Raw genomic sequence first — 24568 nt, forward strand, 5'->3', positions numbered from 1 at the left:
GCGCTCCTCGAGCTGTGGCCGGCCTGTGCCGCCGGACCGTCGGGGGGTACCTGCGCCGCCCGGACCGTGCCCGCCTGTACATGACACGATCGCCGCAGTTGAAAAGCGACAGTAGGGAGGTCTGGACCAATAATCAATAGGTCTGGACCACTTGACGGTTACGTTCCGGTGACCCCCAGCTCCTTCGCGAGCACCGCGGCCTGCGTCCGGCTGCGCAGCCCGAGCTTCCCCAGGAGCCGGCTCACGTGGGTCTTCACCGTCGCCTCCGCCATCCGCAACCGCGCCGCGATCTCGGCGTTGGCCAGCCCCTCGCCCAGGCAGGCCAGCACCTCGTACTCCCGATCGGTGAGCGCCGCCAGCTCCGGCGCACGCCCCGCGCCGCCACCGCCCGCGCGCGGGGCGCCGCCGGCGAACTCCTCGATCAGCCGCCGGGTCACCGCGGGCGCGATCATGCCCTCGCCACGCGCCACCGTACGCACCGCCTCGACCAGGGACGCCGCATCGGTGTCCTTCAACAGGAAGCCGGCCGCCCCGGCGCGCAGCGCACCGAAGACGTACTCGTCCAGGTCGAACGTGGTCAGCACCAGAACGTCCGCCAAGCCCTCCGCCACCACCTGCCGGGTCGCGGACACCCCGTCGAGCCGGGGCATCTGCACGTCCATCAGTACCAGGTCGGGGCGCAGTTCCCGTGCCAGCCGAACTGCCTGCTCGCCGTCGGCGGCCTCACCCACCACGTCGATTCCGTGCGCACCGCCCAGGATCAGCACCAGCCCGGACCGCACCGACGCCTGGTCCTCGGCCACCAGCACCCGGATCGCCACCGCCGCTCACTCTCCCTCGTCCAGCGGGAACACCGCCCGCACCATCCAGCGGCCGTCCTGCGGCCCCGCCTCGAACGCGCCGCCCAGCAGCGCCAACCGCTCGCGCATGCCGACCAGCCCGGCGCCCGACCCGGGCACGCCGGGCGCCGCACGCTCGCCCAGCGCGCTGGCCACCTCGACCAGCAGCACGCCGTCCTGGCGGGCGACCCGCACCGCGACCTCGCCGGGCGCCGCGTGCTTCACCGCGTTGGTCAGCGACTCCTGCACCGTCCGGTAGGCGGCCAGATCCACCGGCGACGGCAGCGCGGCGCCGCCGGCGTGGGTGTCCTCCAGCGTGAACCGCAGCCCGCCCGGCGAACCGTTGACGCGGGCCTGCTTGACCAGTGACGCCAAGCCGTCCAGCGTCGCCACCGCCGCGGGTGCGCCGTCCGCGCCCGCCTCCCGCAGGATGCCGATCAGCCGGCGCATCTCCGTCAGGCCCTGCACGCTGTTCTCGCGGATGACGACGAGTGCCTGGCCGGTGGCTTCGGCGTCCTCCAGCGACTGCGCCGCGGTGGCGTGCAGGGCGATCGCCGACAGGTGGTTGGCGACCACGTCGTGCAACTCCCGTGCCATGCGCGCCCGTTCCGCGGTGACGGCCTGCGCCCGGTCCATCTCGGCGAGCAGCGCGGTCTGCTCGGCGCGCAGCGCCGTCCGCTCGGCCCTCAGCCGTTCGGCGGCGGCGGTGTCCCGGTGGCCGCGGACGAGGAGCCCGGTGGTCGCCGGTGCGACCGTCAGGAACCCGAAGACCGCTCCCAGCAGCACGGCGGAGGGCTGCTGGAGCAGGGCGAAGGCCAGGGCCGTCACCCCGGCCGTCGCGAAGACGCTCACCCGGACGACCGTCCGGGACAGGCGGACGCTGCCGTACAGCACCGCCGCGTAGACCACGTCGGTGTACAGAAGCAGCGTGGCCAGCAGCGAACCGGCCCACAGGTCCAGCACCAGCGCCGCCGTCGCGACCAGCACCACCCAGACGTTCGCCGACCGCCGCAGCGCGACGGCGACGCACATCACGGCCAGCGCCAGCAGCACCAGCGGCTCGCTCTCGGCGACGTCGTGACCCTGGCCCTTGGTGTAGAGGTCCATGCTCCACAGCGCCAGGCCGAAGACCAGACCGGCGGCGGCGATCAGCAGGTCGTCGCGGTGCGGACGGGTCAGGCGCTGCGGCATGAGCCCATCTCAGCACGCCACGGCCGGCACGGCTCCGGACGCGCGGCGGAGATCACCGCGCGCCGACTACATCGAACGATGCAGTGCCCGCTCCTCACCGGCGACGATGTGCGCGGACCCCTCCTCGACGGAAGCTGAAGCCCACAAGGAGAGGAGTCCCCGTGATCGTCGCTCTGATCATCGCCTGCGAGATCGGCTTCTGGGTGATCCTGGCCGGCGGTCTCGCGCTGCGCTACCTGGCGCGCATGCCCCGGGCGGGGGTCGCGGTGCTGCTGTGCGAACCCCTGCTCGAAGTGGTGCTGCTGGTCGCCACCGCGATCGACCTGCGCAACGGCGCCGAGCCGGACTGGATGCACGGCCTGGCCGCCGTCTACATAGGCTTCACCGCCGCCTACGGGCACTACCTGATCCGCTGGGCGGACGGTCACTTCGCGCACCGCTTCGCCGGCGGCCCGCCGCCGGTGAAACCGCCGCGCTACGGCATGGCCCGCGCGGTGCACGAGTGGAAGATGTCCGCCCGCGCGATAGGTGCTGCGGCGATAGCCGCCGGCCTGCTCCAAGCCGCCATCTGGTACGTAGGCGCGGACGGCAGCACCACTTCGCTGGTGGCGTGGCAACAGCGCATGGGGTTCGTCGTGGTGATCGCCCTGATCATCGCCGCGAGTTATACGATCTGGCCCAAGCAGGCCCCGGCAGAGGTCGTATCCACCCCCGGCCGGGAAGAGGCGCGAGGCGTCGCGGGCAACGACCGCGAACGCCTCGGTCGCTGACATCTGCTACCCGCTGCTGACCTCTGCTGCCCGCTGGTACCGGCGGGCGTCGGCCCTGTGAAGGCCCCGCACGGGGGTCGGGATCCTTCACGCCGGACCCCATGCCTGCCCGATGCCCATGCCTGCCCGACCGGCAGGGCAGGCATGGGCATCGGGCAACCTACGGGCTTCGACGCGCCGCCCGTCGCGTGTTGCTTACTCCGGCGGCTGAGGGTCGTCCAGTGGCCGAGGGGCCGGGTTCCGAGACAGCGCGCTGCTCATGGCCATGGCCACCATCGAGGCGCCCACCGTAAAACCGACAACGCCGTAGAGCAGGGAGGTGATCACAGCGCCTGGTCCGTCTCGGGCTTGTCCCGCAGCTCGAACCAGACGCTCTTGCCGGTGGCTCGCGAGGCCCCGCCAAGCCAGGTGGTGCCCCAGGCGCTGGCCAGGTGGTCGACGAGGGCGAGCCCGCGCCCGCGCTCCTCGTCCGGACGGGCGTACTGGACCAGCGGAAGCCGACCGGGGTCGTCGTCGGCGACGGCGACCAGCAGACCCGACGTGCCGACGGTCGCGTCCAGCGTCAACCGGGGAGCGATGGTGTGCCGGTAGGCGTTGGTGACCACCTCCGACACCAGCAGCCGCGCCACGTCGGCCAGTTCGGGGCGATCGGAGCTGTGCAGCAGCGCGGCAACCATGTCGCGTGCGGCACGGGCAGCGACGGGGACGTTGGGTGCGATGAGCCGGAACGTCTGGTCCCGGAGGGGGAGCGGGGGAGTGCGGTGCGGAGGGCGGTGGGGAGGTACGGCGGAGAACGTGGTCACGGTTCGTCCTTCGTTGTCGTCTGATGGGTTCGCCGTTCGCCCGTCACCGTGGCTCGGCCGCTCACCGCACCGGGCATGAGGGCACACCCCGGCACGAGAACGACTGCACTGCGGCTTCACCGACCTGCGTAGCGGCTCGTGCACCGACAGTAGGGTGCAAGGTTATGCCGTGGCAAGGTTACTCCCGAACTTCAATCAGGATGGGTGGCGTGTGGTAGACGTACGCAGGTGATGCCGGGCAATAGGAGAGTCAGAGAGAGCGAGGTGCCGTGCCCCCAAGGGCAAATCCCACAGAGCGTCAGGTTCGCTTGGGAGTCGAACTGCGCAACATGCGTCTCCGAGCTGGCATGGCGGCGCGTCAGGCCGCCGTACTGCTGGGTACTGACCAGGGAAAGATCAGCAACATTGAGTCCGGTCGCATCGGCATCAGCGCGTCGAGGATCCGCAGACTGGCCGGCTTCTACGACTGCGAGGACGAGCGCCTGATCGAGGCGCTGTGCGGCATCGCAGGGGAGCATCGAGGTCAGTACTGGTGGGATGAGTATCGCGGGCGGTTGCCGTCGCGTTTCCTGGATCTGGCGGAACTGGAGTACCACGCCGCCTACTTGCGGTCGGCCCATACCGTTGTGGTGCCAGGACTGTTGCAGACGCGCGAGTACGCCCGTGCCCTCTTCGCCTCCAACCTGGACGAAGCGCTCGTCGAGGCCAAGATCGAGCATCGTGTGCGGCGCCGCGAGATCTTCGAGCGGGCGAACCCGACTCCGTTCGACGTCGTGGTTCATGAGGCCGCGCTACATATGCGGTTTGGTGGGAGAGCCGTCGTGCAACGTCAGCTGGAGTTCCTGCTTGACGCATCGGCATGGCCAAGCGTCGCGCTTCGAGTGCTGCCCTTCAGCAACGAGCGCTTCATCGAGGCCACCCACTCCACCCTGTACGCGGGCGGTGTTGTGCCTCAGCTGGACACCGTGCAGATCGACACACCCCTCGGTGGCGTCTATGTAGACGAAGAAGCGCAGTTGAGCGAGTTCGCCACGGTGTTGGCCGATGCCTCTGCGGCATCTTTGTCCGAAGACGCCTCACGTCGACTCGTGCACCAACGGCTCAAGGAGATCTGAGATGACGCAACATGCAAGCCCCGAAGTGGTATGGCAGAAGTCTTCGTTCTCCGGTAACCAGGGGCCTGAGTGTGTGGAAGTCGCCGCAGTGCCCGGCCACATATGGGTGCGCGAAAGCGAGTCACCGGACGTAATACTGCGCGCGTCCCGCGACCGGTTGGGGAAGCTGCTGGTCGCGGTCAAACGTGGGGACTGCGACGGCGTCGGTTCTTGACCTGTGTAGGGGCTGCCCTGTCCGCCAGTCCAGGGCGACCGCTCAACGCTGGGCTTCCCTCTTCCCGGTGAGCAGGAAGGTGACGTCGCGGCAGAACTTGTCGAAGGAGGGCGCCCCTTGGCGGGCCGCTGCCAGGTCGAAGGACTGGGCGAAGGACGGTTGGTGCGCGGTTTCCTGGTAGGTCGCTCCGCGAGGCATCCGGCGCGACAGCCATTCCTTCGCGCCGCGGATTGCCTCGGCGTCGGGTGGAGCGGATAGATCCTGGGGTAGGCCTGCCCGCCCGGCGAGGCCCGCAGCACCGGCCAGGAACCAGGCTTCGAACTCGCAGACCGCCGCGACCACCATGATCGGTACGTGGGGGTGGGTGGCGTGTGCGTGCTCGCGCACTCGCGCGGCCAGGTCAACGGCGCAGTCGTCGTCGGCGTCCAGGAGTACGAGGACACCGGTCGGTCGAGGCGTGCGCGCCATCACCACCGTGAGGGCCTGCGCCAGCGCATCGCGCTTCACCATGCGGTCTCTGGGAAGCCGGTGTGGGCGCTGGATCTCCGCGTACGCCTCAGGGACGAGGTGGGGGACAAGACGTTGCAGGAGCCCCAACAGTGTCTTCTGCTCGCCGTGCCCCTCGACGATGGACGCCAGCACGGGGTAACCACAGGTCACTCCGGAGCCTCCTCCTGCTCTGTCGTGACGGGTGTCGGCGCCGGGCGTAGCTCACCACTTCGCAGGAGTTCGGGCAGAGTCAGCACGCCCTCATCAAGCAGATGCCGTCCGGCTGCGTCGATCGGCCCGATCGAGGTGCCTGACCCTTCGTTGTGCACCACCACCACGTGTCCCGGGTCGGCGGACGCGTTGTCCAGCAGGTCGGCGCTCTGGGTGGTCACCATCACCTGAGTATTGCGAGAGGCTGCCAGGAGGGCGTCGTACAGGGCGCCGAGCATCGGCGGGTGCAGGGACACCTCCGGTTCTTCGATCGCCACGAGCGGGATTTCGCCGGTGAGCGCCTTCGGCTGAAAGAGGGCCGCAAGGACCCCGGCCAGGCGCAGCGTGCCCTCCGAGAGTGACCGGCGGTCCACTCTGGACGTGAGCCCGTCTCCTCCGACGAAGCGGCCGACGACGAAGGCCAGGTCGCCCTCGGGGACCTCCACTCCGTCCAGGCCGGCGGCGTTGTCCACCATGGTGGAGACGTAGCCGTCGATGGTCTCCTTCGCCCAAGGCCACTCGCGGGCCAGCGCGGAGAGCACACGGGGCAGATGCTCTCCGCGTTCTCCCAGGGTGTTTCCGGCACTGCTCGCGGGAGTGTCATCGACCACTCGCAGCGCCGGGGTGAGCAGTTCGTGGAAGCGCATCTCGCGCAGTCGCACGTACAGCGCATTCACGTCTGCGTCGGTCGGGGCGGAGCGGGGGAGGAGGATGTGATCCCGCCACGCCACTCCTGCCTCTCCGGCCCGAGCGGGGAGGAACTGGTCTCCTCGCCATCCGCCAGAGACGCGAACCTCCTCACCTCGAAGAACGGGGAGGCCCCCGCCGCGAGGATCGAAGCCCACCTCCAGGTGATACGAGGTGTGAAGCGCCGTCCCCGCCACCCGATCGGGAACCTGCGCGTCCAGACGGATGGTGAAGCTGTCGGCCTGTGCGCTGCCCTCTGTCGACCTGTGCAGCACCTCGGCAAGTCCACCCCGGGATTCCAGCACCTGGCCAGGTGAAGAGCGCAATGCGTCCCTGACGAAGCGGATCGCGTCGATGAAGTTCGACTTGCCGGCCGCGTTCGGGCCTGCGAGAACGGTCAGCGGCCCCAGTCGCACGTCACATTCGGAGAGCGAACGGAAATTCTTCACGCGGACGCGGGTGAGGAACGGCGTCAGGGTCACAGGAGCCGGGGTCACGAGACGACACCTTCCCGGTCGAAGGCGGTGGGCGCATCAGGGCGGAGCGAGGACACCCAGAAGTGGGAAGTGGCTGGGCTGAGCGGGGCGGCCGGAGCCCCACGCCTGGCGGCGGACTCGCACTGGTTGTGCTCCCACACGGGCGGCCCCTTCTGTCCCGACCGGCCCACGGTAATGCGCGGCCGACCTCTCCTTGATCGTATCCCTGTGCTGCTGTGCTGCCAGGAGGCAAGGCGGTCACCCACCGGCGGGCGCGCCTGCGCTTCTGCCCCGAGTTGCACGCCGCCGCGTGCCGTCATGCGGTGCTGGCAGGCGGCTGCGGGGCCGACGGGTCGTCCGTGGTCGCCGCGCAGAGTTGGGGGCGCAGGGTGTCGAAGGCCCACTGCTCCCACTGCTCCGGGGACCAGCCGCGCCGACGTACGAACAGCAGGTAGAGGTCGGTGCTGAGGATCCCGTAGAGCACGTCGGCGGCGTGCCCTTCCGGCACGTCCGGCCGGGCGCCCGGCTTGGAGAGCAGGCTGCGGGCCGCCGCCGTCTGCACCACGTGACGGGGGTCCTCGTGCGGCCACATCGAGGCGACGGCCGGATCGGTGGTCATGGCGGCGTGCACCATGCTCGTCAGCGGGGCCACGCGAGCAAGGATCAGGCGGGTGCCGTGCACGTGGGCCCGCAGGTGCTCCTCGGCGCTGGGCGTTGCCAGCGCCTCCCGGAACCACGGGCGGTCCATCGTCGCCACCGGCTCGTGGTCGCCCGCGACGGTGATGTCCACCAGTTCCTTGAGCAGTGAGCGCTTGTTGGTGAACGTGAAGTAGATGGTCTGCACCGCCACGCCGGCCCGGTTGGCGATGTCCTGGAGCGTGGTGACGCCGTAGCCCTGCTCGACGAACAGTTCGCGTGCCGCTTCCAGCATGCGCTCCCGCGTCTGCCGCGCCTTCGCGGCCCGCTTGCCCTCCACCTTCTCGGCTGCCATGGCTGGAGTCTAACTCCAGGGAAGTTGCTAGAGTCCTTCACTAGTGATGGACTCTAGTGAAAGTTCGCACGGGTTGCGGCACGGGAGGTGCGGGAAATGCGGGTTCTGGTCCTGGGCGGGTACGGGGCGGTCGGCAGCCGGGTGGTGACGCTGTTGCGGGAGCAGGGGCACAAGGCGCTCGCGGCAGGGCGGGACGCCGCCAAGGCCGACCGGGTGGTGGACCTGCGCGCGCCCGACACGGCCGCCACCTCGCTGCGCGGCGCGCTCGCCGACGTGGACGTGGTCGTCAACGCGTCCGGCGTCGAGGATCCGGGCCTGGTGGCCACGGCCAGCCGGGAGGGTGTCGCGTTCGTCGACATCACTGCGGGAAGTGCGTACGTGGCTGCGGTGGAACGGCTCGACCCGGCGGCGCCCGTCGTGCTGAGCGTGGGCCTCGCGCCCGGCCTCACCGGTCTGCTCGCCACCGAGGTGCACCGCATCTCGCCCGGCCCGATTGACCTGGCGCTTGTGCTCGGCGCGGGGGAGCGGCACGGCCCGGCCGCCACCGACTGGAGCTACGACCTGCTCGGCCGACGCTTCCCCGACACCCACGGCGGGCCGCCGGTACGGAACTTCACCCGTCCCCAGACCTTCGACCTGCCCGATCTGGGCCGCCGACGGCTCTACCGGGCCGACTTCTCCGACCAGCACACACTGACGCGGGAACTGGGCGTGCCCGTCCGTACCTTCTTCGCCCTGGACTCGACGCCGGCCACCGCCGTACTGCCCCTGCTGACCCGCCTGCCCGGCGGTCGCCGCGCTCCGCGCGGCCTGCACCTGCCCGGCACCGACCGCTGGTGGGCCCTGGCTCGGGCGGCGGACGGCTCGGTGCGCTGGGCCCGGGGCCGTCTCCAGTCCCAGGCGACGGCAGTGCTGACGGTTCTCGCTGTCCGCAACGCCGTCGGCCTGCCGCCGGGCGTGCACCACTCACCCGCGTTCCTCACCCTCGCCGACCTGCCCGAGGACAGTGGCATCACATGCGGCCCGTGAGCGTTCGGGTCACCTCTGCGCCGCCCGGTCGGCGGGCGCAGTGCGTGAACACAACGGCAGGCGTCCGGCGGACAGTCGGTGAGCGCAGCCGCGAGGCAGCACTCAGATGACCAGTCTCGCCAGCCGGGTCTCCTCCGGGGCATCGGACTCGAAGTGCTCGGCCAGACGGCCGATCCGCTCGAACTGCTCCTCGGTCAGCGTGATGGCGAAGCAGTCGATGACGAGGCACAGCTCGTCCAGAGCCGTGTCTGCCTCCCCGTTCCTCGCGAGGTTCACAACCGAGCGCAGCGCGCTGCGAGGGGCGGTGTTGTCGCCCAGGGACTGCCGCAAGTGAGCAACCAGGGCACCGATCTCCGCAACGCTCGGACACGTTGGCATAGACCCTCCGGTCGTTCGTCCGTACACGGGCGGGCGGCGGGCGGCGGGCTGCGGCCCGCGGGCGAGAGGCACGCGGCTGACCGCCGGAGTACTCTCGCTCGGCCGCCCGCTTCGACCGTCCGCTTCGGCCGCCGTTCCCGGTGGGGCCCGTCAGGCGCGGGCCAGTTCGGCTGCGCCGAAGGAGACGCTGAAGCGGGCGCACCAGATGCTCACGCTGGTGTAGACGTCGAGGTCGGCGTCGGCGGGCAGCGCGTAGTTCTGACTGCCCTTGTTGCCCTTGAGCTTGCCGAGGTCCAGGTAGGCGCCGTCGTCGAAGACGCCCCAGCCGGCACGTCCCGGCTTCACCTCGGCGTCGGTGATCCACACCTTGAGGTCGGGACCGTTGCTGGTGTCCAGATCCTCGATGCGCAGCACCCGCGAGCCGTCGGGCAGCTCGATGATCTTCGCCGTGCCGCTGGTGGCGTGCTCGTGGGTGATGAACGTACCGGTAGCCAGGGTGGTCGGCCCGGAGGGCGGAGCCGGCTCGGTGGTCTCGGGCGGGTCGGCCTGCGCGGGGTCGGTGCCGGAGGCGCCCGGCGACTCAGGGGAGTCGGGGGGCTGGGGAGATTCGGCCGGTTCCTGGACGGCCACGGTGTCCGGCAGCGCCTCGTCCACCGTCTCGTCGGTCCACAGCTTCCACGGCTGGAACAGGTAGAGCCCCACCGCCACCGCCGCCAAACCGACCACCAGCACTCCGAGCACCAGCGGCTTGCGCCGCCCGCCCTTCGATCGGCTCATGTCCGTCTCCATCCGTCGCCCGTCAGGTCACCCGCATTACATCGGGGCCGGACAGCCGCTGTCGCGCGCAAACAGCCCCGAAGTCCTTACGGTTCGCTGACGTGCCCACTTGCGGGACCTTGGCGGATGCCCAGCGACGGACGCCCTGCGACCGCGCGCCACCGGGCCGTAAGCCGCCCGTCCTCCTCCTACCGCTCGCCGCCCGGAACCCACAGCACGTCGCCGACCTCGCGGTTCGCGGAGCGCGCGAGGATGAACAGCAGGTCGGACAGGCGGTTGAGGTAGGTGGCGGTCAGCGCGTTCATGGTGTCGCCGTGCTCCTCCAGCGCACGCCACGTCGAGCGCTCCGCGCGGCGGACGACGGTGCACGCCTGGTGCAGCAGTGCGGCGCCCGGTGTGCCGCCGGGCAGGATGAAGCTGCGGAGTTTCTCCAGCTCGGCGTTGAACCGGTCGCAGTCGGCCTCCAGCTTGTCGATGTAGGCCTGCTCCACGCGCAGCGGCGGGAACTCGGGGTTCGCCACCACCGGCGTGCACAGGTCGGCGCCCACGTCGAAGAGGTCGTTCTGGACCCGGGTGAGCACCTTGGCGATCTCCTCCGGCAGCGCGCCCAGCGACAGGGCCACCCCGATCGCCGCGTTCGCCTCGTTGGCGTCGGCGTAGGCGGAGATCCGCACATCCGTCTTCGCCGTGCGGCTCATGTCGCCGAGCGCGGTGGTGCCCTTGTCGCCGGTTCGTGTGTAGATGCGCGTCAGATTGACCATGAGACGAGCCTAGCCGGGTCCCTCCCGCAGCGGGTGGGCCGTTCTGCGCCCCGTTGCGGCCTGCACGTGGAAACGATCGGGCTGCGAGGTGGGCGGCCCAGGGTGGAGAGATGTCCGCCGCCGAGCGCATCGTCTCCCGCGACGCGCCCATGGCCCTGGCGCAGGTCGCGCGGGTCCGTGCCGAACTGGTTGCGCTGCACCTCGGCGTCGCCACCGAGGTGGTCCCCGTGCGCACCACCGGCGACCGGTGGATGGGCGACCTGGCCGAGGTGGACGGCAAGGGCGCCTTCACCAAGGAGGTCGACGCCGCGCTGCTGGCCGGCGAGGCGGACCTCGCGGTGCACTGCGTCAAGGACATCCCCGCTGATCGTCCGCTGCCGGAGGGGACCGTCTTCGCCGCGTTCCTGGCGCGGGACGACATCCGCTACGCGCTGATCCACCCCGGCGGACTGCCCCTCGACCGGCTGCCCGCCGGAACCCGCGTCGGCACGTCCTCGGTCCGCCGTTGCGCTCAGCTGGCCGCCTAGCATCCGCACCTGACGTGCGTGCCGTTCCGGGGCAACGCCAACCGGCGGCTGGCGAAGCTCGCCGCCGGGGAGGCCGACGCCCTGCTGCTGGCCGTGTCCGGCCTGGAACGCATCGGCCGCAGTGACGTGATCACCGAGATCCTGGGGCGTGTCGGTGGCCCTCGCACTGCTGCGCCAGGGCGCGCGCGAACTGATCGACGGCATCGGCCGCTGAGCCCGGCTCGCGCCACCGGACGCCCGCCCCCACGAGGCCGGGCCCGCGGGGACGGGCTTGCGCGGACGGGTTCCCGGGCGTCGCCCGGCAGCAGCAGGCCCGGAGAAGTACGTAAGGCCGCCCGCCGGGACTCAGCGGGCGCCAAATCTTGTCGCACCTCGTGAGGCACCGGGCGACGGCACCGCTCGGCGCCCTACGGTTCAGGTCCGGTTGGAACGGACTGCTGCGGCAGGAACCGGAGCTGCCGCGGCCGGGACGAAATCGGTCTGCGCGCGGCGGCGCACCGGTGGTCCCGGCTGCGGCCACCCGCCACGCCCACCCTGGAGGTACGGATGCGCACACCCGTGGTCATCACGCTCGCCGCTGTCGGCATGGCGATCTCTCTGACGGCGGGCGGCGCTCTGGCGTCCGCAGGCCAGACGGACGCAGGAGCCACCGCCCAACCGCGTGCGGGCGGCTTCGAGGTCGAGATCGACCCCGAGCTCGACGCCCGCTTCGGTCCCAGGGTGCTCAACGCCGCCGAGGCGGCCGACATCGTCACCGCCCGCTTCCCCGGCGCCCGCGTCCTCAAGGTCGAACTCGACAAGGACGACAAGCGCCCTGTCTGGGAGGTCGAGGCCGACCGGGCCGGCGACGGCTTCAAGGTCGACGTCGACGCCACCGACGGCACCATCCTGCGCTGACGGACCTCCACAGCGACCCCTCCTTGGCTCCGGGCCTGCTGCTGGGGGCAGTACGGCCGGGCTGCGGCACTGCCCGGTGTTCTCTCACCCGTCGATTGCGCCGACCGCCTTCTCCCAGCGCTCATCGGCCGGCAGGTCCTCGAACCCCTCGGCCCTCGGATCGGGCGCCGCCGCCCGCAGGTGTGCGACAAGATCCTCGGCGGTCCCGCCGATGACCTTCTCCCCCAGGGTTGCCTGGGCGCCGGGCTCGCCGGAGGTGTCCGGAGTGACGGCGCGTCCTTCGGATTCGCCTTCGCCGATGACGCGGCTGTCGTAGGGCAGAGTGCTGCCGGAGCCGGTGGGGGCCCATCCGTCGCTGTAGCGGGACAGTGCCAGGATGTAGGTGTGCCCCTTCTCCAGCCGGGGTGTGTCGTGGAGGGCAACGGGTGTCATTCTCCCGTCCTTCATCACCCAGCCGGAGGCGTTGAAGGACACGCTCGCAGGCAGTGCGGGAGCCGCGTCCCGGGTCCACAGCACCTTCCGGACGGTCATGGTGACGGATCGGCCGACGTAGCCCTCGCCGTTGACCTGGTCCTCCTCCGAGACCGGGAGCTTCTTCTCCAGGGACAGCCGGACCACCGCCACGTGATCGCCGTAGGTGACCCAGTCCGCGGCCGACTCGGACGGCAACCGCGCATCACCGGCGTCCGCGCGGACGACCACCCCAGGCGGGGCGTCTTCGGCCATGGTGACGAGCGCGGCCACCGTCGCCAGCGCCAGTGCGGCGGTGGCCGCCACCGCCACCAGCGTCCACCTGCGCCGAGGGCTGCGGGCCGTTCCGGTCGCGAGGGACGGCCGCAGCTCGTCGATCCGGCGGTCCACCTGCTCCGGGACCGACGCCACCCCGGCAGCCGGGTCACCGGAGCTCAGCAGGGTTCGCACCCTGTCCACGTCGTCGCCGGTCATGACCGCTCCTCCTCTGTTGCCGTCACCGCTGTCGCCGCTCTTCCCGTCGGCGGGTCCGCGCTGCCGTCCTCGTTCTGCCCGCCCGCCATGGCCCGTTCGAGACGTCTGCGGGCCCGATGCAGCCGGACGGTGAACGTCGGCACCGAGCAGCCCAGGACCTGCGCGGCCTCCGGCGGCTCCAGACCCTCCCAGGCCACCAGCATCAGCACTTCCCGGTCGGCCTCCCGCAGCGTCAGCAGTGCCTGACAGGCATTCAGTCGAGCCAGTGCGTGTGCCTCCGCCGCCTGTCCCGGTGCGACCGGGACGCGCTGGTGGGCCGCCTCGCTCAGCCGCCGCCATCGCTCGTCGGCCCGGAGGGCGTTGGCCGCGGTCAGCCGGGCGATGCCGTACAGCCAGGGCAGCGGTTCGCCGCGCAGTTCCGCCCAGCGGCGCCAGGCGGTGGCGTACACCTCCGCGCAGGCGTCCTCCACATAGGTGACGGGCAGCCTGCGGTGCAGGAACCGCAGAACCGGTAGTGAAGTCTCCCGGTAGACCCGCTCGAATTCCTGCCAGTTGCTTCCCCGCCTGTCGTTCAGGGGACTGCTCACCCGCGCTCTCCTGTCGCCGGACCGGGGGAACCTCCCCCGGCACCCTGTTCTTGTCCGGCGGGCGCCGCGTCTTACCGCCGGCACGGCACGATCGGCCGCGACGCAGCACCGGGCAGGGAGACGGTGGAAGGCCGGAGCGCCGAGGGCGAGACCCACCGGCGAGGCGTTGCGATCCCCGGCCGCCCCTGAGGGCCTGGCGCTCGCGCTCCGGGGTGACCGAGGATCGCAGCGACCACGGCCAGCTCCACGCGATCGCCCGGCAGCACGCTGGCGGGCCATCTCCGGGGGTGGCGTCCTGCACCGGCCGGATGTGTACGAGGAGCTGCTGAGCGAAAAGGTGCTCAACTACGCAAGGCGGAACGCCCGGTAGGACCGTCGGATGTGATGTCCATCAGGTGAGACGTGACGCGCATCTCTTCGCCGCCCAAGGGGCGCTCACGGACGCTATGGTCCGGCTGAGAGCACTGCCGTAGGGACCGCTAGAGGGGATCGCACGTGGCCAAGAAGCTTGCCGTCATCGGGGCCGGACTGATGGGGTCCGGTATCGCGCAGGTCTCCGCCCAGGCCGGGTGGGACGTGGTGATCCGCGATGTCACCGACGAGGCCCTGGCCAGGGGTCGGGGCGGCATCGAGGCTTCGTACGCCAAGTTCGTCAGCAAGGGCAAGCTGGCCGCTGAGGACGCCGAGGCGGCTCTCGGCCGCATCACCACCACCACCGACCTGGACGCCGTCGCGGACGCCGACATCGTCGTCGAGGCGGTGTTCGAGAAGATCGACGTCAAGCAGGAGATCTTCCGCACGCTCGACAAGGTGGTGGGGGAGCAGGCGGTGCTCGCCTCCAACACCTCCGCGATCCCGATCACCAAGATCGCCGCGGCCACCGGCCGGCCCGACCGGGTCGTCGGTACGCACTTCTTCTCGCCGGTGCCGATGATGCAGCTCTGCGAGCTGGTCCGCGGACTGAAGACGAGCGACGAGACGCTGGCCGCCGCCCGTGACTTCGCGGAGGGCGTCGGCAAGACCTGCATCGTCGTCAACCGCGACGTCGCCGGGTTCGTCACCACCCGCCTGATCACCGCGCTCGTGGTCGAGGCGGCGAAGCTGCACGAGTCCGGCGTGGCCACCGCCGAGGACATCGACACCGCCTGCCGGTTGGGCTTCGGGCACGCCATGGGCCCGCTCGCCACCGCCGACCTGACCGGCGTCGACATCCTCACGCACGCCGCGGACAACATCTACACCGAGTCCAAGGACGAGAAGTTCGCCGCCCCCGAGCGCATGCGCCGCATGGTCGACGCCGGCAGCATCGGCCGCAAGAGCGGCGAGGGCTTCTACACCTACTGAGCCACGCCCCTGCACGACCACCGCACCACCCGCATCACCCGCACACCCAACGCACCACCCGCACAACCACCCACCGCGCCACCGCACCACCGCCGGAACCACCCGCAGGACCAGCTGCTCGGCGACCTGCCGAGCAGCGGGCAGCGCCCTTCGGAGGCCGCGGGGCCGCGGCCGTCGACCGCCGAGCCGGTCGCGGCCCCGGCCACCGGCGCGGAGAGCGCTCCCGGGGCAGGGCGGTCCGCGGCACGCCACTGACGGACCGTCGAACGCCGCACACCGTCGGTCAGCGTACTGTCGGACCTGACGTACCGTCGGATCGGCGGTTCGGCACCGCGCCGCACGGCGCGGCCGCCACCGACGGGCCCGGCGCCCGCCGCCCCGCGCGGTGGAGCACGCGACACCGGCACCACCGGACCACTGACCGGTTCACTGGCTCAGAAGGTCCAAGGAATCACCCGCGAGGGTGAATTCCGTATCGGTTCGAGCACGGACGGCAACTTCGCTGCCCGAGGGGCAGTCAGTTGTGGTGACGCAACAGACCTGAAGGTTCACACGAGGCCACCCCCGGGGAGCGCGATATGCACATCAAGGGCGACCACGCCGAGATGGTCGTCGGGGGGCGCCTCGACGTCCGCAGTGCTGCGGACGCCCGCACGGTCCTGCATCACGCCCTCGACGCGGGCAAGGGCGACCTCGTCCTCGACCTCGCCCAGCTGGACTCCTGGGACGCCACCGGTCTCGGAGTGATCATGGGTGCGCACCGCCGCGCGGGACGCTGCGGAAGACGCCTCGTGCTGCGCGACGTGCCGCCGCAGATGCAGCGTCTGCTGGTAGCCACCCGACTGCACCGCATCCTGGCCATCGAAGGGGAGACCCTCACAAAGCCGTGACGATTCCGTCCGCCCCCCGGACCCGACCTGTGTCCGAGGCCGTGGAACGTCTAGGGTTCTTCTCACTGCCAGGAGGGGCGGACTTCACGCACAGCACGCACCGCATCTGGGGGCATCGACGATGGATCCGATCAACCGCGGACCGCAGGACGGCACAGGCCCCGGCGGCGCCGCACCGGCCCGCATGGTCCAGCTCGTCGCCGGCGAGTACGTCGTCACCGTCAACCCGGTCGACGGCAGCGAGATCGAACCCTGCCCGCCCGGACGCGCCCCCGGCCCGCCGCGTCGCCACTCGCCCGAGGAGCGCAGTGCGCGCTGGCGCCCGCCCGTCCGCCTCGGCGCGGGCCTGCCCCTGCTGGAGCGCGAGGAGGAACGCGAGCGCCTGGTACGGCTGCTCGCCCGCGGACGCTCGGTCCGCCTGACCGGTCCCGCCGGCTCCGGCCGCACCGCCCTGCTCGACGCCGTCGTCGACGACTGCGCCGAGCTGGCGCCCGACGGCGTCGTCCGCCTCAACGGCTACCACCGCACCCCCACCGACCTGCTCCACGACCTGCACGCCACCGTCTACCGCGCCGAGCTGCACCGGCCGGACCGCGAGGAGTTGCTGACCGCCCTGGCCGGGGTCGGAGCGGTGGTCGTGGTCGACGACATAGAGTTCGGCGGCGCCGCCCTCGACGAGCTGCTGCGCGCCACACCCGAGTGCGCCTTCCTCATCGCCGCCACCCCGCACGTCGCCGCGCCCTCACCCGGGTCCTTCCTCGAGGAGGTCTTCCTCGGCGGCATCAGCCGCACCGCCTGCCTGGAACTGCTGGAACACGCGGTGGGCCGCCCGCTGACCGACGCCGAGGCCGACTGGTCCGCCGACCTGTGGTTCGAGTCCGAGGGACTGCCGCTGCGCTTCGTGCAGGCCGGCGCGGTGCTGCGGCAGCGCGACGCACGGCTCGAAGCCGACCCGGACACCGAACTGGCCGAGCTGACCGTCGCCACCATCACCGCCGGGTCGCTCGCCGCGGAACTGTCCGAGTACGCCCGCGACACGCTGCGGCTCGCCGTCGCGCTCGACGGGGAACTGCCCGCCGCGGCGCACCTGCCCGCCCTGCTGGACGACCCGCACGCCGACGCGGCTCTGGCCGAGCTGGTCTCCGCCGGGCTCGCCACCGGCACCGGCACCCACCACCGGCTCGCGGCCGGAGTGGCCGTGCAGCTCGCCGCCGAGGGCTACGGCGAGGACGCCGCCCAGCGCGCCCGCACCGCCGCCCAGCACTACGCCTGGTGGACCGGCCACCCCTCCGTCACCGCTCCCCAGGTCTCGGCCGAGGCCGACACCGTGCTCGCCGCCGCCCAGAGCGCGCAGCGCGGCGGCCACGCCAGCACCGCCGTCCTGCTGGCCCACACCGTCGCCCCGGTCTTCGCCGCCGGCCTGCACTGGTCGGCCTGGGAGCGGGCGCTGCGCTGCGGGCAGGAAGCCGCCCGGGTCGCCGGGGAGGTCGCCGAGGAGGCGTACTTCCACCACGAACTGGGCGTGCTCGCGCTCTGCGCCGGCAACCTGGAACGGGCGCGCGCCGAACTGGAGGCGGCCATCGGCCTGCGCGGCGCGCTCGCCGACCGCGGTGGCACCGTCGTCGGCCGCCGGGCGCTCGCCCTCGTCGACGACCGCAGCGGCGCAACGCCCGGCGCGGGCTCCACCGCGGTCGCCCCGCCGACGGCATTCGACACCGGCGGCCCGGCGCTCGGCTTCGCCTCCGAGCTGCCCAACTCGCAGAGCGAGGAGGAGGCGTCCCCGCCCGGCGCGCCGGTACCCGCCGCGGCCGGCCACGACACCTCCGCCCTGCCAGGCGGTGGCCCGCAGCCCTCGACCGGCAGCACCAAGGCGCTGGGCGCCCGCTCGGTGCTGCACGGTGCCCGCCGCAACGTGGTCGCCGCCGCCGCGGGCGCGCTGCTCGCCGCCGTGCTGGGCACTGTCGTCACGCTCGGCAACACCTCGGGCGGCGGGGACGACCCCTCGGACGTCGTCAAGCCCGACCGTTCGGCCACCCAGGAGGGTGGCGACGGCGACCTGCCGGCGGACCAGCCCGTCAAGTCCGGCAACCGCAACCAGTCGCCCGGCCCGAGCGGCCTGCCCGGCTCACCCGGCGGCCCTTCGGGCAGCGCCTCGGCGAGCGAGTCACCCGACGGCGACAGCACCGCCGAGGAGACGCCGGACGAGGACGCCACCGGCACCGGCAGCGCCTCCGGCAAGCCGAGCACCGCGCCGGGCAAGCCCAGCAGCGGCACCAGCACCACTCCCGGCCGCCCCAGCAGCCCCGGCACCCCGACCGGCGGGTCCGGCGGCCCAGGGGGAGGGGGCCCCAGCACCGACCCCGGCGACCCCGACCCGTCCGGCGACCCCGGCGACCCGGACCCGTCGGGCGACCCGGGCGGCGGCCCGACGGACGGCACCACCGACTCCGCGAGCGGCCCGCCGCCCAGCGCGTCGGCCTCCGCGGAGGGGCCCACGAGCCGTGGCCCCGAGCCGGACGGCTCCACGACGGCGACGCTGGCCTGAGCGCCGCCGCGCGGACCGCGCGGGACGTCCCACCGGCACGGACGCGTACGGGCCCGCGACGGCCCCGCGGTACGCGGAGGCCGTCGCGGGCCCGGGGCAGCCGCGGCGGGGGAGAAGGTCAGAACAGCCGCAGCTTGTCGTCCTCGATGCCGCGCAGCGCGTTGTAGTCCAAGGTCACGCAGTGGATGCCGCGGTCGGTGGCCAGCACCCGCGCCTGCGGCTTGATCTCCTGAGCGGCGAACACGCCCTGCACGGGAGCCAGATGGGGATCGCGGTTGAGGAGTTCCAGATAGCGGGTCAGCTGCTCGACACCGTCGATCTCGCCGCGCCGCTTGATCTCGATCGCGACCGTGGCACCGCCGGAGTCGCGGCCCAGGATGTCGACCGGGCCGATCGCGGTGGGGTATTCACGCCGAATCAGGGACCAGCCCTCGCCCAGTGTCTCCATGCGGTCGGCGAGCAGTTCCTGGAGGTGCGCCTCCACGCCGTCCTTGATCAGTCCCGGGTCGACACCCAGCTCGTGGGAGGAGTCGTGCAGCACCTCCTCCATGGTGATGATCAGTTTCTCGCCCCCCTTGTTGACCACCGTCCACACGTCGGCCTCCTCCTTGAGGGTGCACGGCGGGGACATCCAGTTGAGGGGTTTGTAGGCCCGGTCGTCGGCGTGGATGGAGACCGATCCGTCGGCCTTCACCAGGATCAGCCGGGGGGCCGAGGGGAGATGGGCGGTGAGCCTGCCGGCGTAGTCCACAGAGCACCGGGCGATGACAAGACGCATGGTCGGTGAGGCTACTCGACCCGGTGCCCGGGACGCGATTCGCCCCTGCTTCTCCCCGTTCATGCATGGCCTGTTGTGTGCGCAACCGTATGGTCGGTGGCTCGTTCGGGCCTTACCGTTGGTAGTGGAGGGGTCGCCGACCGAGATCGTCCGTCAATCGGTGATCCCTCTTGTCCCGTCCGTAAGACCCCGGGTCGTCGGGGTCGCGAGAGGAGAACCCCATGTCGCTCGACGTCTCACCGGCCCTGTTGGAACAGGCCGAGCGAGGCGAGGTCGACGAAGCGGAATTCGTTGACTGCGTCAAGAACTCCCTCCCCTACGCATGGGAGATGATCAGCTCTCTGGTGGCGCGGCTGCAGGTGGACGGCGGAGAGTTCGCCGACAACCAGACGCCGCCCGCCACCGAGCAGCAGCGGGGCCAGCTCCTGCGGGCGCTGGCCAGTGACGCGATACGGGGGTCGCTGGAACGTCACTTCGGTGTGCGTCTGGCCTTCCAGAACTGCCACCGGGTCGCCGTCTTCCCCATGGACGCCTCAGCCGACGACCGGTTGCAGCGTTTCACTTCCATCCGTGGACAGCTGCTGAACCAGTCGCCGCTGCTGCGGGACTGCTGACGTACCGTCAGGAGGAAGGCTGCCGCCCCTCGACGTCGAGGAGCGGCAGCACCTCGGAACCCAGGCGGCCGACGTTGCGCTCGGTCGCCGCGAGGTCGCCCGAACCCTCCACCAGCAGGGCGAACCGGCTGACACCGGTGCGCTCGGCCGTCGCTGCCAACCGGTCGGCGCACCACGCGGGCGGCCCCACCGGGTGCAGTTCGGTGAGCAGTTCGGTGTAGGCCAGCGGATCGCGCATGGCGCGCTCCCTGCCGTCCACCGTCACATGTGCCCCGAGCCCCAGGCGCAGCCACCCGGGCATGGCCTTGGTCAGCGTCTCCACGGCCTCCTCGCGGGTGTCGGCGACCTGCACGACACCCGCCGACACGTGGCCGGCCTCCGCGGACGGGTCCGGGTCGTGGCCCGCCGCCCGTGCCTCACGCCGCCACAGGGCGATCATGTCCGCCTTCTCCTCGTCGCCGCAGTGCATGCCCAGCAGCATCGGCAGCCCCTGCCGGGCCGCCAGCCGGACCGTTCCGGGGGAGGTGCAGGCGACCACCACCGGGGGCGAGTCCGCCGCGTCCAGCGCCTCGCCGGGCCGCGGCACCACGTCCACCTCGCGGAAGCGGAACCGTTCGCCGTCCGCGCCGACCCTCGGCTCCCGCAGCCAGCGCAGCAGCAGGTCCAGCGACTCCGGGAAGCCCGTCTCGTAGGCGGCCAGGCCACTGCCGAAGACCTCCAGGTCCACCCACGGCCCGCCGCGCCCCACGCCCAGCGTGAACCGGCCACCGGAGGCGACGTGCAGCAGCGCCGCCTGCTCGCCCAGCGCCACCGGGTGGACCGTCGGCAGCACGCTCACCGCTGTGCCGACGCCGATCCGCCGCGTCCTGCCCAGCAGCAGCGCCGCCAGCGTCACCGCCGACGGGCAGGTGCCGTACGGCACGAAGTGGTGTTCCGCCAGCCAGACCGCGTCCAGACCGGCCGCCTCCGCCGCCTCGGCGGCCCGCACCGCCCGGTGCAGCGCCTCCGCCTGCCCCTGGCCCGGAAACTGTGCGGCCAGCACAAAAGCCCCTACTCGCATCGCCATTCCTCTCGCCGGCGGACGCGGCATCCCCACTGGCACTAACGGCTGACACGTGCCAAGGGCACGGCTTGGCGGGAAGTTCTTCGGATCATCAGCGGAACGCGTGAGCGGATCCGCCACTGCCGGAAGCCGCGTGTGGTGATGCGTACGCTTGAGGCATCACGCATGTGAGGGCCTCACGCCCCCGACACCCCGAGGTGACCTGTGTCCCCGCGACGAAACCGCCCGCGCGGTGCCCCACCGGAACGCCGCCGCGCGGACGACGACGCGGGGGAGCGCTACGGGCTGGAGCGCACCGACAGCTGGCAGGGCGAGGACTGGGCGGTACGGCAGATCACCGGCGGCGCGGCGTCCAAGCACTACCGCTGCCCGGGATGCGACCAGGAGATCCCCCCGGGCGTCCCACACCTGGTCGCCTGGCAGCGCGACGGCGGCGTGGAGGACCGCAGGCACTGGCACCGGGCCTGCTGGAACGCCCGCGAGCGCCGCGGCGCCCGCCTCCAGCGCTCCCGCAACGCCCCGCGGTACTGAGGGCCGGGCGAAGCGTTTCGCCGTGGTCCGCACGCGCGAAGCGGGCGGCACGCGCCGGGAACGGCGACGTGCCGCCCGCTTCGGCGGCGAACTGCCAGCGGAGGGACAGCGAGAGGCTGCGAGGGGCGGCAGCCGGGTCAGGCGTCCCGGCGCTTGAGGACGACGTAGCCGCCGATCAGCGCGGCAGCCGTCCAGGCCACCATGATCAGCAGTCCGCCCACCGTCCCGTAGGGCCGGTCGACGTTGTCGTCCACCACCATCATCATCAGGTAACCCGCCTGGTCCGGCAGGAACTGGGCGACCTTCCGCGTGGTCTCGATCGATCCGAGGATGGTCGAGATGAGGAAGAAGAACGGCATCAGGATGCCCAGCGACAGCAGCGGGCTGCGCAGCATCCAGGCGACGCCCATGGAGAACAGCGCCATCAGTGTCATGAAGAGAGCGGCGCCGAACACCGCGCGCAGTACGTTCGGCTCCCCCAGCGAGGTTCCGCGATCACCCAGGATCGGCTGGCTGACCAGGAACGAGGTGAAGGCGGTGATCACTCCGACCACGAACACCAGCGCGGTGGCGACGACCGTCTTGGTGGCCATCAGGGTGCCGCGCTGCGGAACCGCTCCCAGCGACGCCCGGATCATGCCGGTGCTGTACTCGCTGGACACCACCAGCACACCGAACGCGATCACAGCGAGCTGGCCGAGGATCATGCCGGAGAAACTGGTCGCGGTGGCGTCGAAGGTCACCTGCTGCTCACGCGGCAGCTCGTCGAAGCTGACGCTGATCAGCAGACTGAGCAGCATGCCCAGGCCCACCGTCACGCCGAAGGCGGCGACGAGTGTCCAGATCGTCGACTGGATCGTGCGGACCTTGGTCCACTCCGACTGGAGAACCCGTGTCGTGTGGGCCATGTCCTCTACGATCCCTTCTTCTGCTGGTCCGCACCCGCGTCGGGTACGGCGTCACCCATGACGGGCGCGGCGGGCGCCGGTGCCACCCCGGCGGCCTGCGGTACGACGGGGGCCCCGGCGTGGGCCTGGTACTGCACCGAACCGGCGGTGAGCTGCATGAAGGCCTCCTCCAGCGAAGCCTTCTGGGGGCTCAGCTCGTGCAGCACCAGCCGGTGCTCGGCCGCCAGTTCGCCGATCCGCGCGGCCTCGGCACCGTCGATCTCCATCGTGCCGTCGGCCCCGGGAGCCGGGGTCAGCCCGTCGGCGCTCAGCACGTCCCGGAACCGCTCCGGTTCGGGCGTGCGCACCCGCACGTAACTGCGGGAGTTCTCCCGGATGAACTCGCTCATCGAGGTGTCCGCCAGCAGCTTGCCCTGCCCGATGACCACCAGGTGTTCGGCGGTCAGCGCCATCTCGCTCATCAGGTGGCTGGAGACGAAGACCGTGCGGCCCTCCGAGGCCAGCTGCTTCATGAGGTTGCGCACCCACTGGATGCCCTCGGGGTCCAGCCCGTTGACGGGTTCGTCGAACATCAGGATGCGCGGCTCGCCCAGCAGCGCCGCGGCGATGCCCAGCCGCTGGCCCATGCCCAGGGAGAAGCCCTTGGGCCGCTTGCGCGCGACCTGGGTCAGCCCGACCATCTCCAGCACCGCGTCCACCCGGGACAGCGGGATGCCGTTGGACTGGGCCATCCACAGCAGGTGGTTGCGGGCGGTGCGGCCCCCGTGGATGGCCTTGGCCTCCAGCAGAGCGCCGATGGCGTTCAGCGGGTCCTGCAGGTCCTTGTAGTGCTTGCCTTCGATGCGCACGTCACCCGAGGTCGGCCGGTCCAGGCCGAGCATCATGCGCATGGTGGTGGATTTTCCGGCCCCGTTGGGACCGAGGAAACCGGTGACGATGCCCGGCTTGACGGTGAAGCTCAGACCGTCCACCGCGGTCGTGTCACCGTACCGTTTCGTCAGTTCCGTTAGCTCGATCATGGGATGACGCTAGTGGCCGGGCGTCCGGCACGCCAGCCCGTTCCCCGCACGGCCACCGGGCGTTCCCGCCGCGTTCCTGCCGGGCCGCGCCCCACACCGTCGGACCCCCTCCGGCAGCGCCTGCACGGCCGCCGGACGCGCCGCTGCCCGGCACCGCGCGGGGCGGTGCCGGGCAGCGGACGCGGGACGGCCGGCTGCTGTGGCCGTGCTCGGGTGACTAGCGGGACTGCTGGGCCGGAACGCCCTTGGACAGGCCCTCGTCGGAGTCGGCCGGCTGGCCGGCGGCGGCGACGGCGGCACCGGTGAGCGTGGCCAGCATCTCGCGCACGTTGGTGAGCTGGGCGTTGATGCTGTCGCGGCGGTTGGTGAGCGCCGCCAGCTCCCGCTCGGACTCGCTGCGCACGCGGTCCGCCTTGGCGTTGGCGTCGGCGACGATGTCCTCGGCCTGGCGCTGCGCGGTCTCCACCGTCTGGCGGGCGCGGCGTTCGGCGTCGGTGCGGAGCTTCTCGGCCTCCAGGCGCAGCTGCTCCGCCCGGTGCTCGATCTCGGCGAGACGCTTCTCCGCCTTGGCCTGACGGGAGGCCAGGTCGCGCTCGGACTGGTCCCGGCGCTTGGCCAGGTTGGTCTCGAAGTCGGCGGCGGCCTGGGCGGCCTTGGCGCGGGTGTCCTCGAAGAGGGCGTCGGCCTCCTCGCGCTTGGACTGCGCGTCCTTGTCGGCCTCGGAGCGCAGCTGGGCCGCCTCGCTCTTGGCCTTCTCGACGATCCGGACGCCCTCGTCATCGGCCTTCGCCCTGCGGTCGGTGGCGAACGCCTCGGCGTCGTCCCGGACCTGCTGGGCGGCGCCCTCGGCGAGCTCGCGGTGCTGCTCGGCGGCGTGGCGGGCCTCTTCCCGCAGGTCCTTGGCCTCCTCCTCGGCGAGGCGGAGGATCTTCTCGACCCGCGCGCCGAGACCGGCGTAGGAGGGCTCGGAGTCGCTGACCTGAGCCTGCGCGTTCTGCGTCTCGAGGTGCAGCTCCTCGATCCGCTTTTCCAGAGAGGTGATGCGGGCCAGTGCACTGTCACGGTCGGCGACGAGCTTCGTGATGCGGTCGTCCACCTGTCCGCGGTCGTAACCACGGCGCACGAGCTCGAAGCCGAATGGAGAGGAAGTGTCGCTCATGGGGTTCCTGTCGAATGAGACCGGTGAGGTG

At 71.7% G+C, this 24568-nt stretch carries 26 protein-coding genes and 1 pseudogene; 11 read left to right on the forward strand and 16 right to left on the reverse strand.

What is annotated here, in order from left to right; genetic code table 11:
• Positions 1-158: 158 nt before the first annotated feature.
• Together QNO07_RS15675 and QNO07_RS15680 are read right to left on the reverse strand one after the other, a co-directional pair.
• On the reverse strand, positions 159-821 hold the full coding sequence (locus QNO07_RS15675) for a response regulator (protein WP_283992625.1): 663 nt from the start codon (positions 819-821) through the stop codon (positions 159-161).
• Positions 822-827: 6 nt separating this feature from the next.
• Positions 828-2030 (reverse strand): sensor histidine kinase, encoded by a 1203-nt coding sequence (locus tag QNO07_RS15680; RefSeq protein WP_283992626.1) that lies wholly within the window; start codon positions 2028-2030, stop codon positions 828-830.
• A gap of 161 nt (positions 2031-2191) precedes the next feature.
• Here QNO07_RS15680 and QNO07_RS15685 point away from each other — a divergent pair, with 161 nt between their 5' ends.
• Positions 2192-2800, forward strand: a complete 609-nt coding sequence (locus QNO07_RS15685) for a hypothetical protein (RefSeq protein ID WP_283992627.1) — start codon at positions 2192-2194, stop codon at positions 2798-2800.
• 323 nt (positions 2801-3123) lie between these two features.
• On the opposite strand, the gene QNO07_RS15690 is transcribed toward QNO07_RS15685, so the two are convergent.
• Positions 3124-3603: an ATP-binding protein gene (locus QNO07_RS15690; RefSeq protein WP_283992628.1), complete on the reverse strand. Its 480-nt coding sequence runs from the start codon at positions 3601-3603 to the stop codon at positions 3124-3126.
• Between the two features lie 308 nt (positions 3604-3911).
• On the opposite strand from QNO07_RS15690, the gene QNO07_RS15695 reads away from it, so the two are divergent.
• Positions 3912-4718, forward strand: a complete 807-nt coding sequence (locus QNO07_RS15695; protein ID WP_283992629.1) for a helix-turn-helix domain-containing protein — start codon at positions 3912-3914, stop codon at positions 4716-4718.
• A 1-nt stretch (position 4719) separates the two neighbouring features.
• Positions 4720-4932, forward strand: a complete 213-nt coding sequence (locus tag QNO07_RS15700; protein WP_283992630.1) for a DUF397 domain-containing protein — start codon at positions 4720-4722, stop codon at positions 4930-4932.
• A 42-nt stretch (positions 4933-4974) separates the two neighbouring features.
• On the opposite strand, the gene QNO07_RS15705 is transcribed toward QNO07_RS15700, so the two are convergent.
• From QNO07_RS15705 to QNO07_RS15715, 3 genes are all read right to left on the reverse strand, one after another.
• On the reverse strand, positions 4975-5592 hold the full coding sequence (locus tag QNO07_RS15705) for a DUF4276 family protein (protein WP_283992631.1): 618 nt from the start codon (positions 5590-5592) through the stop codon (positions 4975-4977).
• A complete protein-coding gene (locus tag QNO07_RS15710; RefSeq protein ID WP_283992632.1) occupies positions 5589-6800 on the reverse strand; it encodes an AAA family ATPase in 1212 nt (403 codons plus the stop codon). The genes QNO07_RS15705 and QNO07_RS15710 overlap by 4 nt, the downstream gene beginning before the upstream one ends.
• 310 nt (positions 6801-7110) lie before the next feature.
• Complete coding sequence (locus tag QNO07_RS15715) at positions 7111-7785, reverse strand: TetR/AcrR family transcriptional regulator (protein WP_283992633.1); 675 nt, start codon at positions 7783-7785, stop codon at positions 7111-7113.
• 96 nt (positions 7786-7881) lie between these two features.
• On the opposite strand from QNO07_RS15715, the gene QNO07_RS15720 reads away from it, so the two are divergent.
• Positions 7882-8814 carry an NAD-dependent epimerase/dehydratase family protein gene (locus QNO07_RS15720; protein ID WP_283992634.1) on the forward strand — a complete coding sequence of 311 codons (933 nt, stop codon included), beginning with the start codon at positions 7882-7884 and terminating at the stop codon, positions 8812-8814.
• 102 nt (positions 8815-8916) lie between these two features.
• Here the strand turns inward: QNO07_RS15720 and QNO07_RS15725 are convergent, their stop codons facing one another.
• From QNO07_RS15725 to QNO07_RS15735, 3 genes are all read right to left on the reverse strand, one after another.
• The gene (locus QNO07_RS15725; protein WP_283992635.1) at positions 8917-9144 is read right to left on the reverse strand and encodes a hypothetical protein; all 228 of its coding nucleotides are present in this window, start codon (positions 9142-9144) and stop codon (positions 8917-8919) included.
• A 198-nt stretch (positions 9145-9342) separates the two neighbouring features.
• A complete protein-coding gene (locus tag QNO07_RS15730) occupies positions 9343-9969 on the reverse strand; it encodes a DM13 domain-containing protein (protein ID WP_283992636.1) in 627 nt (208 codons plus the stop codon).
• 188 nt (positions 9970-10157) lie between these two features.
• Positions 10158-10730: a cob(I)yrinic acid a,c-diamide adenosyltransferase gene (locus QNO07_RS15735; protein ID WP_283992637.1), complete on the reverse strand. Its 573-nt coding sequence runs from the start codon at positions 10728-10730 to the stop codon at positions 10158-10160.
• Positions 10731-10840: 110 nt separating this feature from the next.
• Between QNO07_RS15735 and hemC the strand changes: the two are divergent.
• Positions 10841-11401: pseudogene (gene hemC / locus QNO07_RS15740) on the forward strand (hydroxymethylbilane synthase); the annotation flags it as partial.
• A gap of 402 nt (positions 11402-11803) precedes the next feature.
• On the forward strand, positions 11804-12154 hold the full coding sequence (locus QNO07_RS15745; RefSeq protein WP_283992638.1) for a PepSY domain-containing protein: 351 nt from the start codon (positions 11804-11806) through the stop codon (positions 12152-12154).
• Between the two features lie 84 nt (positions 12155-12238).
• On the opposite strand, the gene QNO07_RS15750 is transcribed toward QNO07_RS15745, so the two are convergent.
• Together QNO07_RS15750 and QNO07_RS15755 are read right to left on the reverse strand one after the other, a co-directional pair.
• Entirely contained in the window at positions 12239-13099 is an 861-nt protein-coding gene (locus tag QNO07_RS15750) for a hypothetical protein (protein ID WP_283992639.1), read from the reverse strand.
• On the reverse strand, positions 13096-13686 hold the full coding sequence (locus tag QNO07_RS15755; protein ID WP_283992640.1) for an RNA polymerase sigma factor: 591 nt from the start codon (positions 13684-13686) through the stop codon (positions 13096-13098). Before QNO07_RS15755 ends, QNO07_RS15750 begins: the two co-directional genes overlap by 4 nt.
• Before the next feature lie 495 nt (positions 13687-14181).
• On the opposite strand from QNO07_RS15755, the gene QNO07_RS15760 reads away from it, so the two are divergent.
• The 3 genes from QNO07_RS15760 (at position 14182) to QNO07_RS15770 (ending at position 18465) form a co-directional block, all read left to right on the forward strand.
• The gene (locus QNO07_RS15760) at positions 14182-15030 is read left to right on the forward strand and encodes a 3-hydroxyacyl-CoA dehydrogenase family protein (protein WP_283992641.1); all 849 of its coding nucleotides are present in this window, start codon (positions 14182-14184) and stop codon (positions 15028-15030) included.
• A 578-nt stretch (positions 15031-15608) separates the two neighbouring features.
• Positions 15609-15920, forward strand: a complete 312-nt coding sequence (locus QNO07_RS15765; RefSeq protein WP_283992642.1) for an STAS domain-containing protein — start codon at positions 15609-15611, stop codon at positions 15918-15920.
• A gap of 121 nt (positions 15921-16041) precedes the next feature.
• A complete protein-coding gene (locus QNO07_RS15770) occupies positions 16042-18465 on the forward strand; it encodes an ATP-binding protein (RefSeq protein ID WP_283992643.1) in 2424 nt (807 codons plus the stop codon).
• Positions 18466-18583: 118 nt separating this feature from the next.
• Here QNO07_RS15770 and nucS read toward each other — a convergent pair whose 3' ends face one another.
• Positions 18584-19243, reverse strand: coding sequence for an endonuclease NucS (nucS, locus tag QNO07_RS15775; protein ID WP_283992644.1), 660 nt, complete (start codon positions 19241-19243; stop codon positions 18584-18586).
• Positions 19244-19464: 221 nt separating this feature from the next.
• Here nucS and QNO07_RS15780 point away from each other — a divergent pair, with 221 nt between their 5' ends.
• Complete coding sequence (locus QNO07_RS15780; protein ID WP_283992645.1) at positions 19465-19857, forward strand: SCO5389 family protein; 393 nt, start codon at positions 19465-19467, stop codon at positions 19855-19857.
• 7 nt (positions 19858-19864) lie between these two features.
• On the opposite strand, the gene QNO07_RS15785 is transcribed toward QNO07_RS15780, so the two are convergent.
• Positions 19865-20917: an LLM class flavin-dependent oxidoreductase gene (locus QNO07_RS15785; protein WP_283992646.1), complete on the reverse strand. Its 1053-nt coding sequence runs from the start codon at positions 20915-20917 to the stop codon at positions 19865-19867.
• A 207-nt stretch (positions 20918-21124) separates the two neighbouring features.
• Here QNO07_RS15785 and QNO07_RS15790 point away from each other — a divergent pair, with 207 nt between their 5' ends.
• A complete protein-coding gene (locus QNO07_RS15790; protein WP_283992647.1) occupies positions 21125-21451 on the forward strand; it encodes an Rv1322 family protein in 327 nt (108 codons plus the stop codon).
• 137 nt (positions 21452-21588) lie between these two features.
• Here the strand turns inward: QNO07_RS15790 and QNO07_RS15795 are convergent, their stop codons facing one another.
• The 3 genes from QNO07_RS15795 to QNO07_RS15805 form a co-directional block, all read right to left on the reverse strand.
• Positions 21589-22359: an ABC-2 transporter permease family protein gene (locus tag QNO07_RS15795; protein ID WP_283992648.1), complete on the reverse strand. Its 771-nt coding sequence runs from the start codon at positions 22357-22359 to the stop codon at positions 21589-21591.
• Between the two features lie 5 nt (positions 22360-22364).
• The gene (locus QNO07_RS15800; RefSeq protein ID WP_283992649.1) at positions 22365-23378 is read right to left on the reverse strand and encodes an ABC transporter ATP-binding protein; all 1014 of its coding nucleotides are present in this window, start codon (positions 23376-23378) and stop codon (positions 22365-22367) included.
• Between the two features lie 217 nt (positions 23379-23595).
• Positions 23596-24537: a coiled-coil domain-containing protein gene (locus tag QNO07_RS15805; RefSeq protein ID WP_283992650.1), complete on the reverse strand. Its 942-nt coding sequence runs from the start codon at positions 24535-24537 to the stop codon at positions 23596-23598.
• Positions 24538-24568: the final 31 nt, after the last annotated feature.

The sequence above is a fragment of the Streptomyces sp. 549 genome (assembly GCF_030124175.1).
Classification (GTDB): Bacteria; Actinomycetota; Actinomycetes; order Streptomycetales; family Streptomycetaceae; genus Streptomyces.

What these genes read in the sequence shown, in the direction of transcription:
- QNO07_RS15745 (WP_283992638.1), top strand. Translation starts at nt 11,804, where the DNA reads ATGCGCACACCCGTGGTCATCACGCTCGCCGCTGTCGGCATGGCGATC.
- QNO07_RS15680 (WP_283992626.1), bottom strand. Translation starts at nt 2,030, where the DNA reads ATGCCGCAGCGCCTGACCCGTCCGCACCGCGACGACCTGCTGATCGCC.
- QNO07_RS15700 (WP_283992630.1), top strand. Translation starts at nt 4,720, where the DNA reads ATGACGCAACATGCAAGCCCCGAAGTGGTATGGCAGAAGTCTTCGTTC.
- nucS (WP_283992644.1), bottom strand. Translation starts at nt 19,243, where the DNA reads ATGCGTCTTGTCATCGCCCGGTGCTCTGTGGACTACGCCGGCAGGCTC.
- QNO07_RS15720 (WP_283992634.1), top strand. Translation starts at nt 7,882, where the DNA reads ATGCGGGTTCTGGTCCTGGGCGGGTACGGGGCGGTCGGCAGCCGGGTG.
- QNO07_RS15765 (WP_283992642.1), top strand. Translation starts at nt 15,609, where the DNA reads ATGCACATCAAGGGCGACCACGCCGAGATGGTCGTCGGGGGGCGCCTC.
- QNO07_RS15715 (WP_283992633.1), bottom strand. Translation starts at nt 7,785, where the DNA reads ATGGCAGCCGAGAAGGTGGAGGGCAAGCGGGCCGCGAAGGCGCGGCAG.
- QNO07_RS15785 (WP_283992646.1), bottom strand. Translation starts at nt 20,917, where the DNA reads ATGCGAGTAGGGGCTTTTGTGCTGGCCGCACAGTTTCCGGGCCAGGGG.
- QNO07_RS15730 (WP_283992636.1), bottom strand. Translation starts at nt 9,969, where the DNA reads ATGAGCCGATCGAAGGGCGGGCGGCGCAAGCCGCTGGTGCTCGGAGTG.
- QNO07_RS15770 (WP_283992643.1), top strand. Translation starts at nt 16,042, where the DNA reads ATGGATCCGATCAACCGCGGACCGCAGGACGGCACAGGCCCCGGCGGC.
- QNO07_RS15750 (WP_283992639.1), bottom strand. Translation starts at nt 13,099, where the DNA reads ATGACCGGCGACGACGTGGACAGGGTGCGAACCCTGCTGAGCTCCGGT.
- QNO07_RS15780 (WP_283992645.1), top strand. Translation starts at nt 19,465, where the DNA reads ATGTCGCTCGACGTCTCACCGGCCCTGTTGGAACAGGCCGAGCGAGGC.
- QNO07_RS15805 (WP_283992650.1), bottom strand. Translation starts at nt 24,537, where the DNA reads ATGAGCGACACTTCCTCTCCATTCGGCTTCGAGCTCGTGCGCCGTGGT.
- QNO07_RS15735 (WP_283992637.1), bottom strand. Translation starts at nt 10,730, where the DNA reads ATGGTCAATCTGACGCGCATCTACACACGAACCGGCGACAAGGGCACC.
- QNO07_RS15800 (WP_283992649.1), bottom strand. Translation starts at nt 23,378, where the DNA reads ATGATCGAGCTAACGGAACTGACGAAACGGTACGGTGACACGACCGCG.
- QNO07_RS15795 (WP_283992648.1), bottom strand. Translation starts at nt 22,359, where the DNA reads ATGGCCCACACGACACGGGTTCTCCAGTCGGAGTGGACCAAGGTCCGC.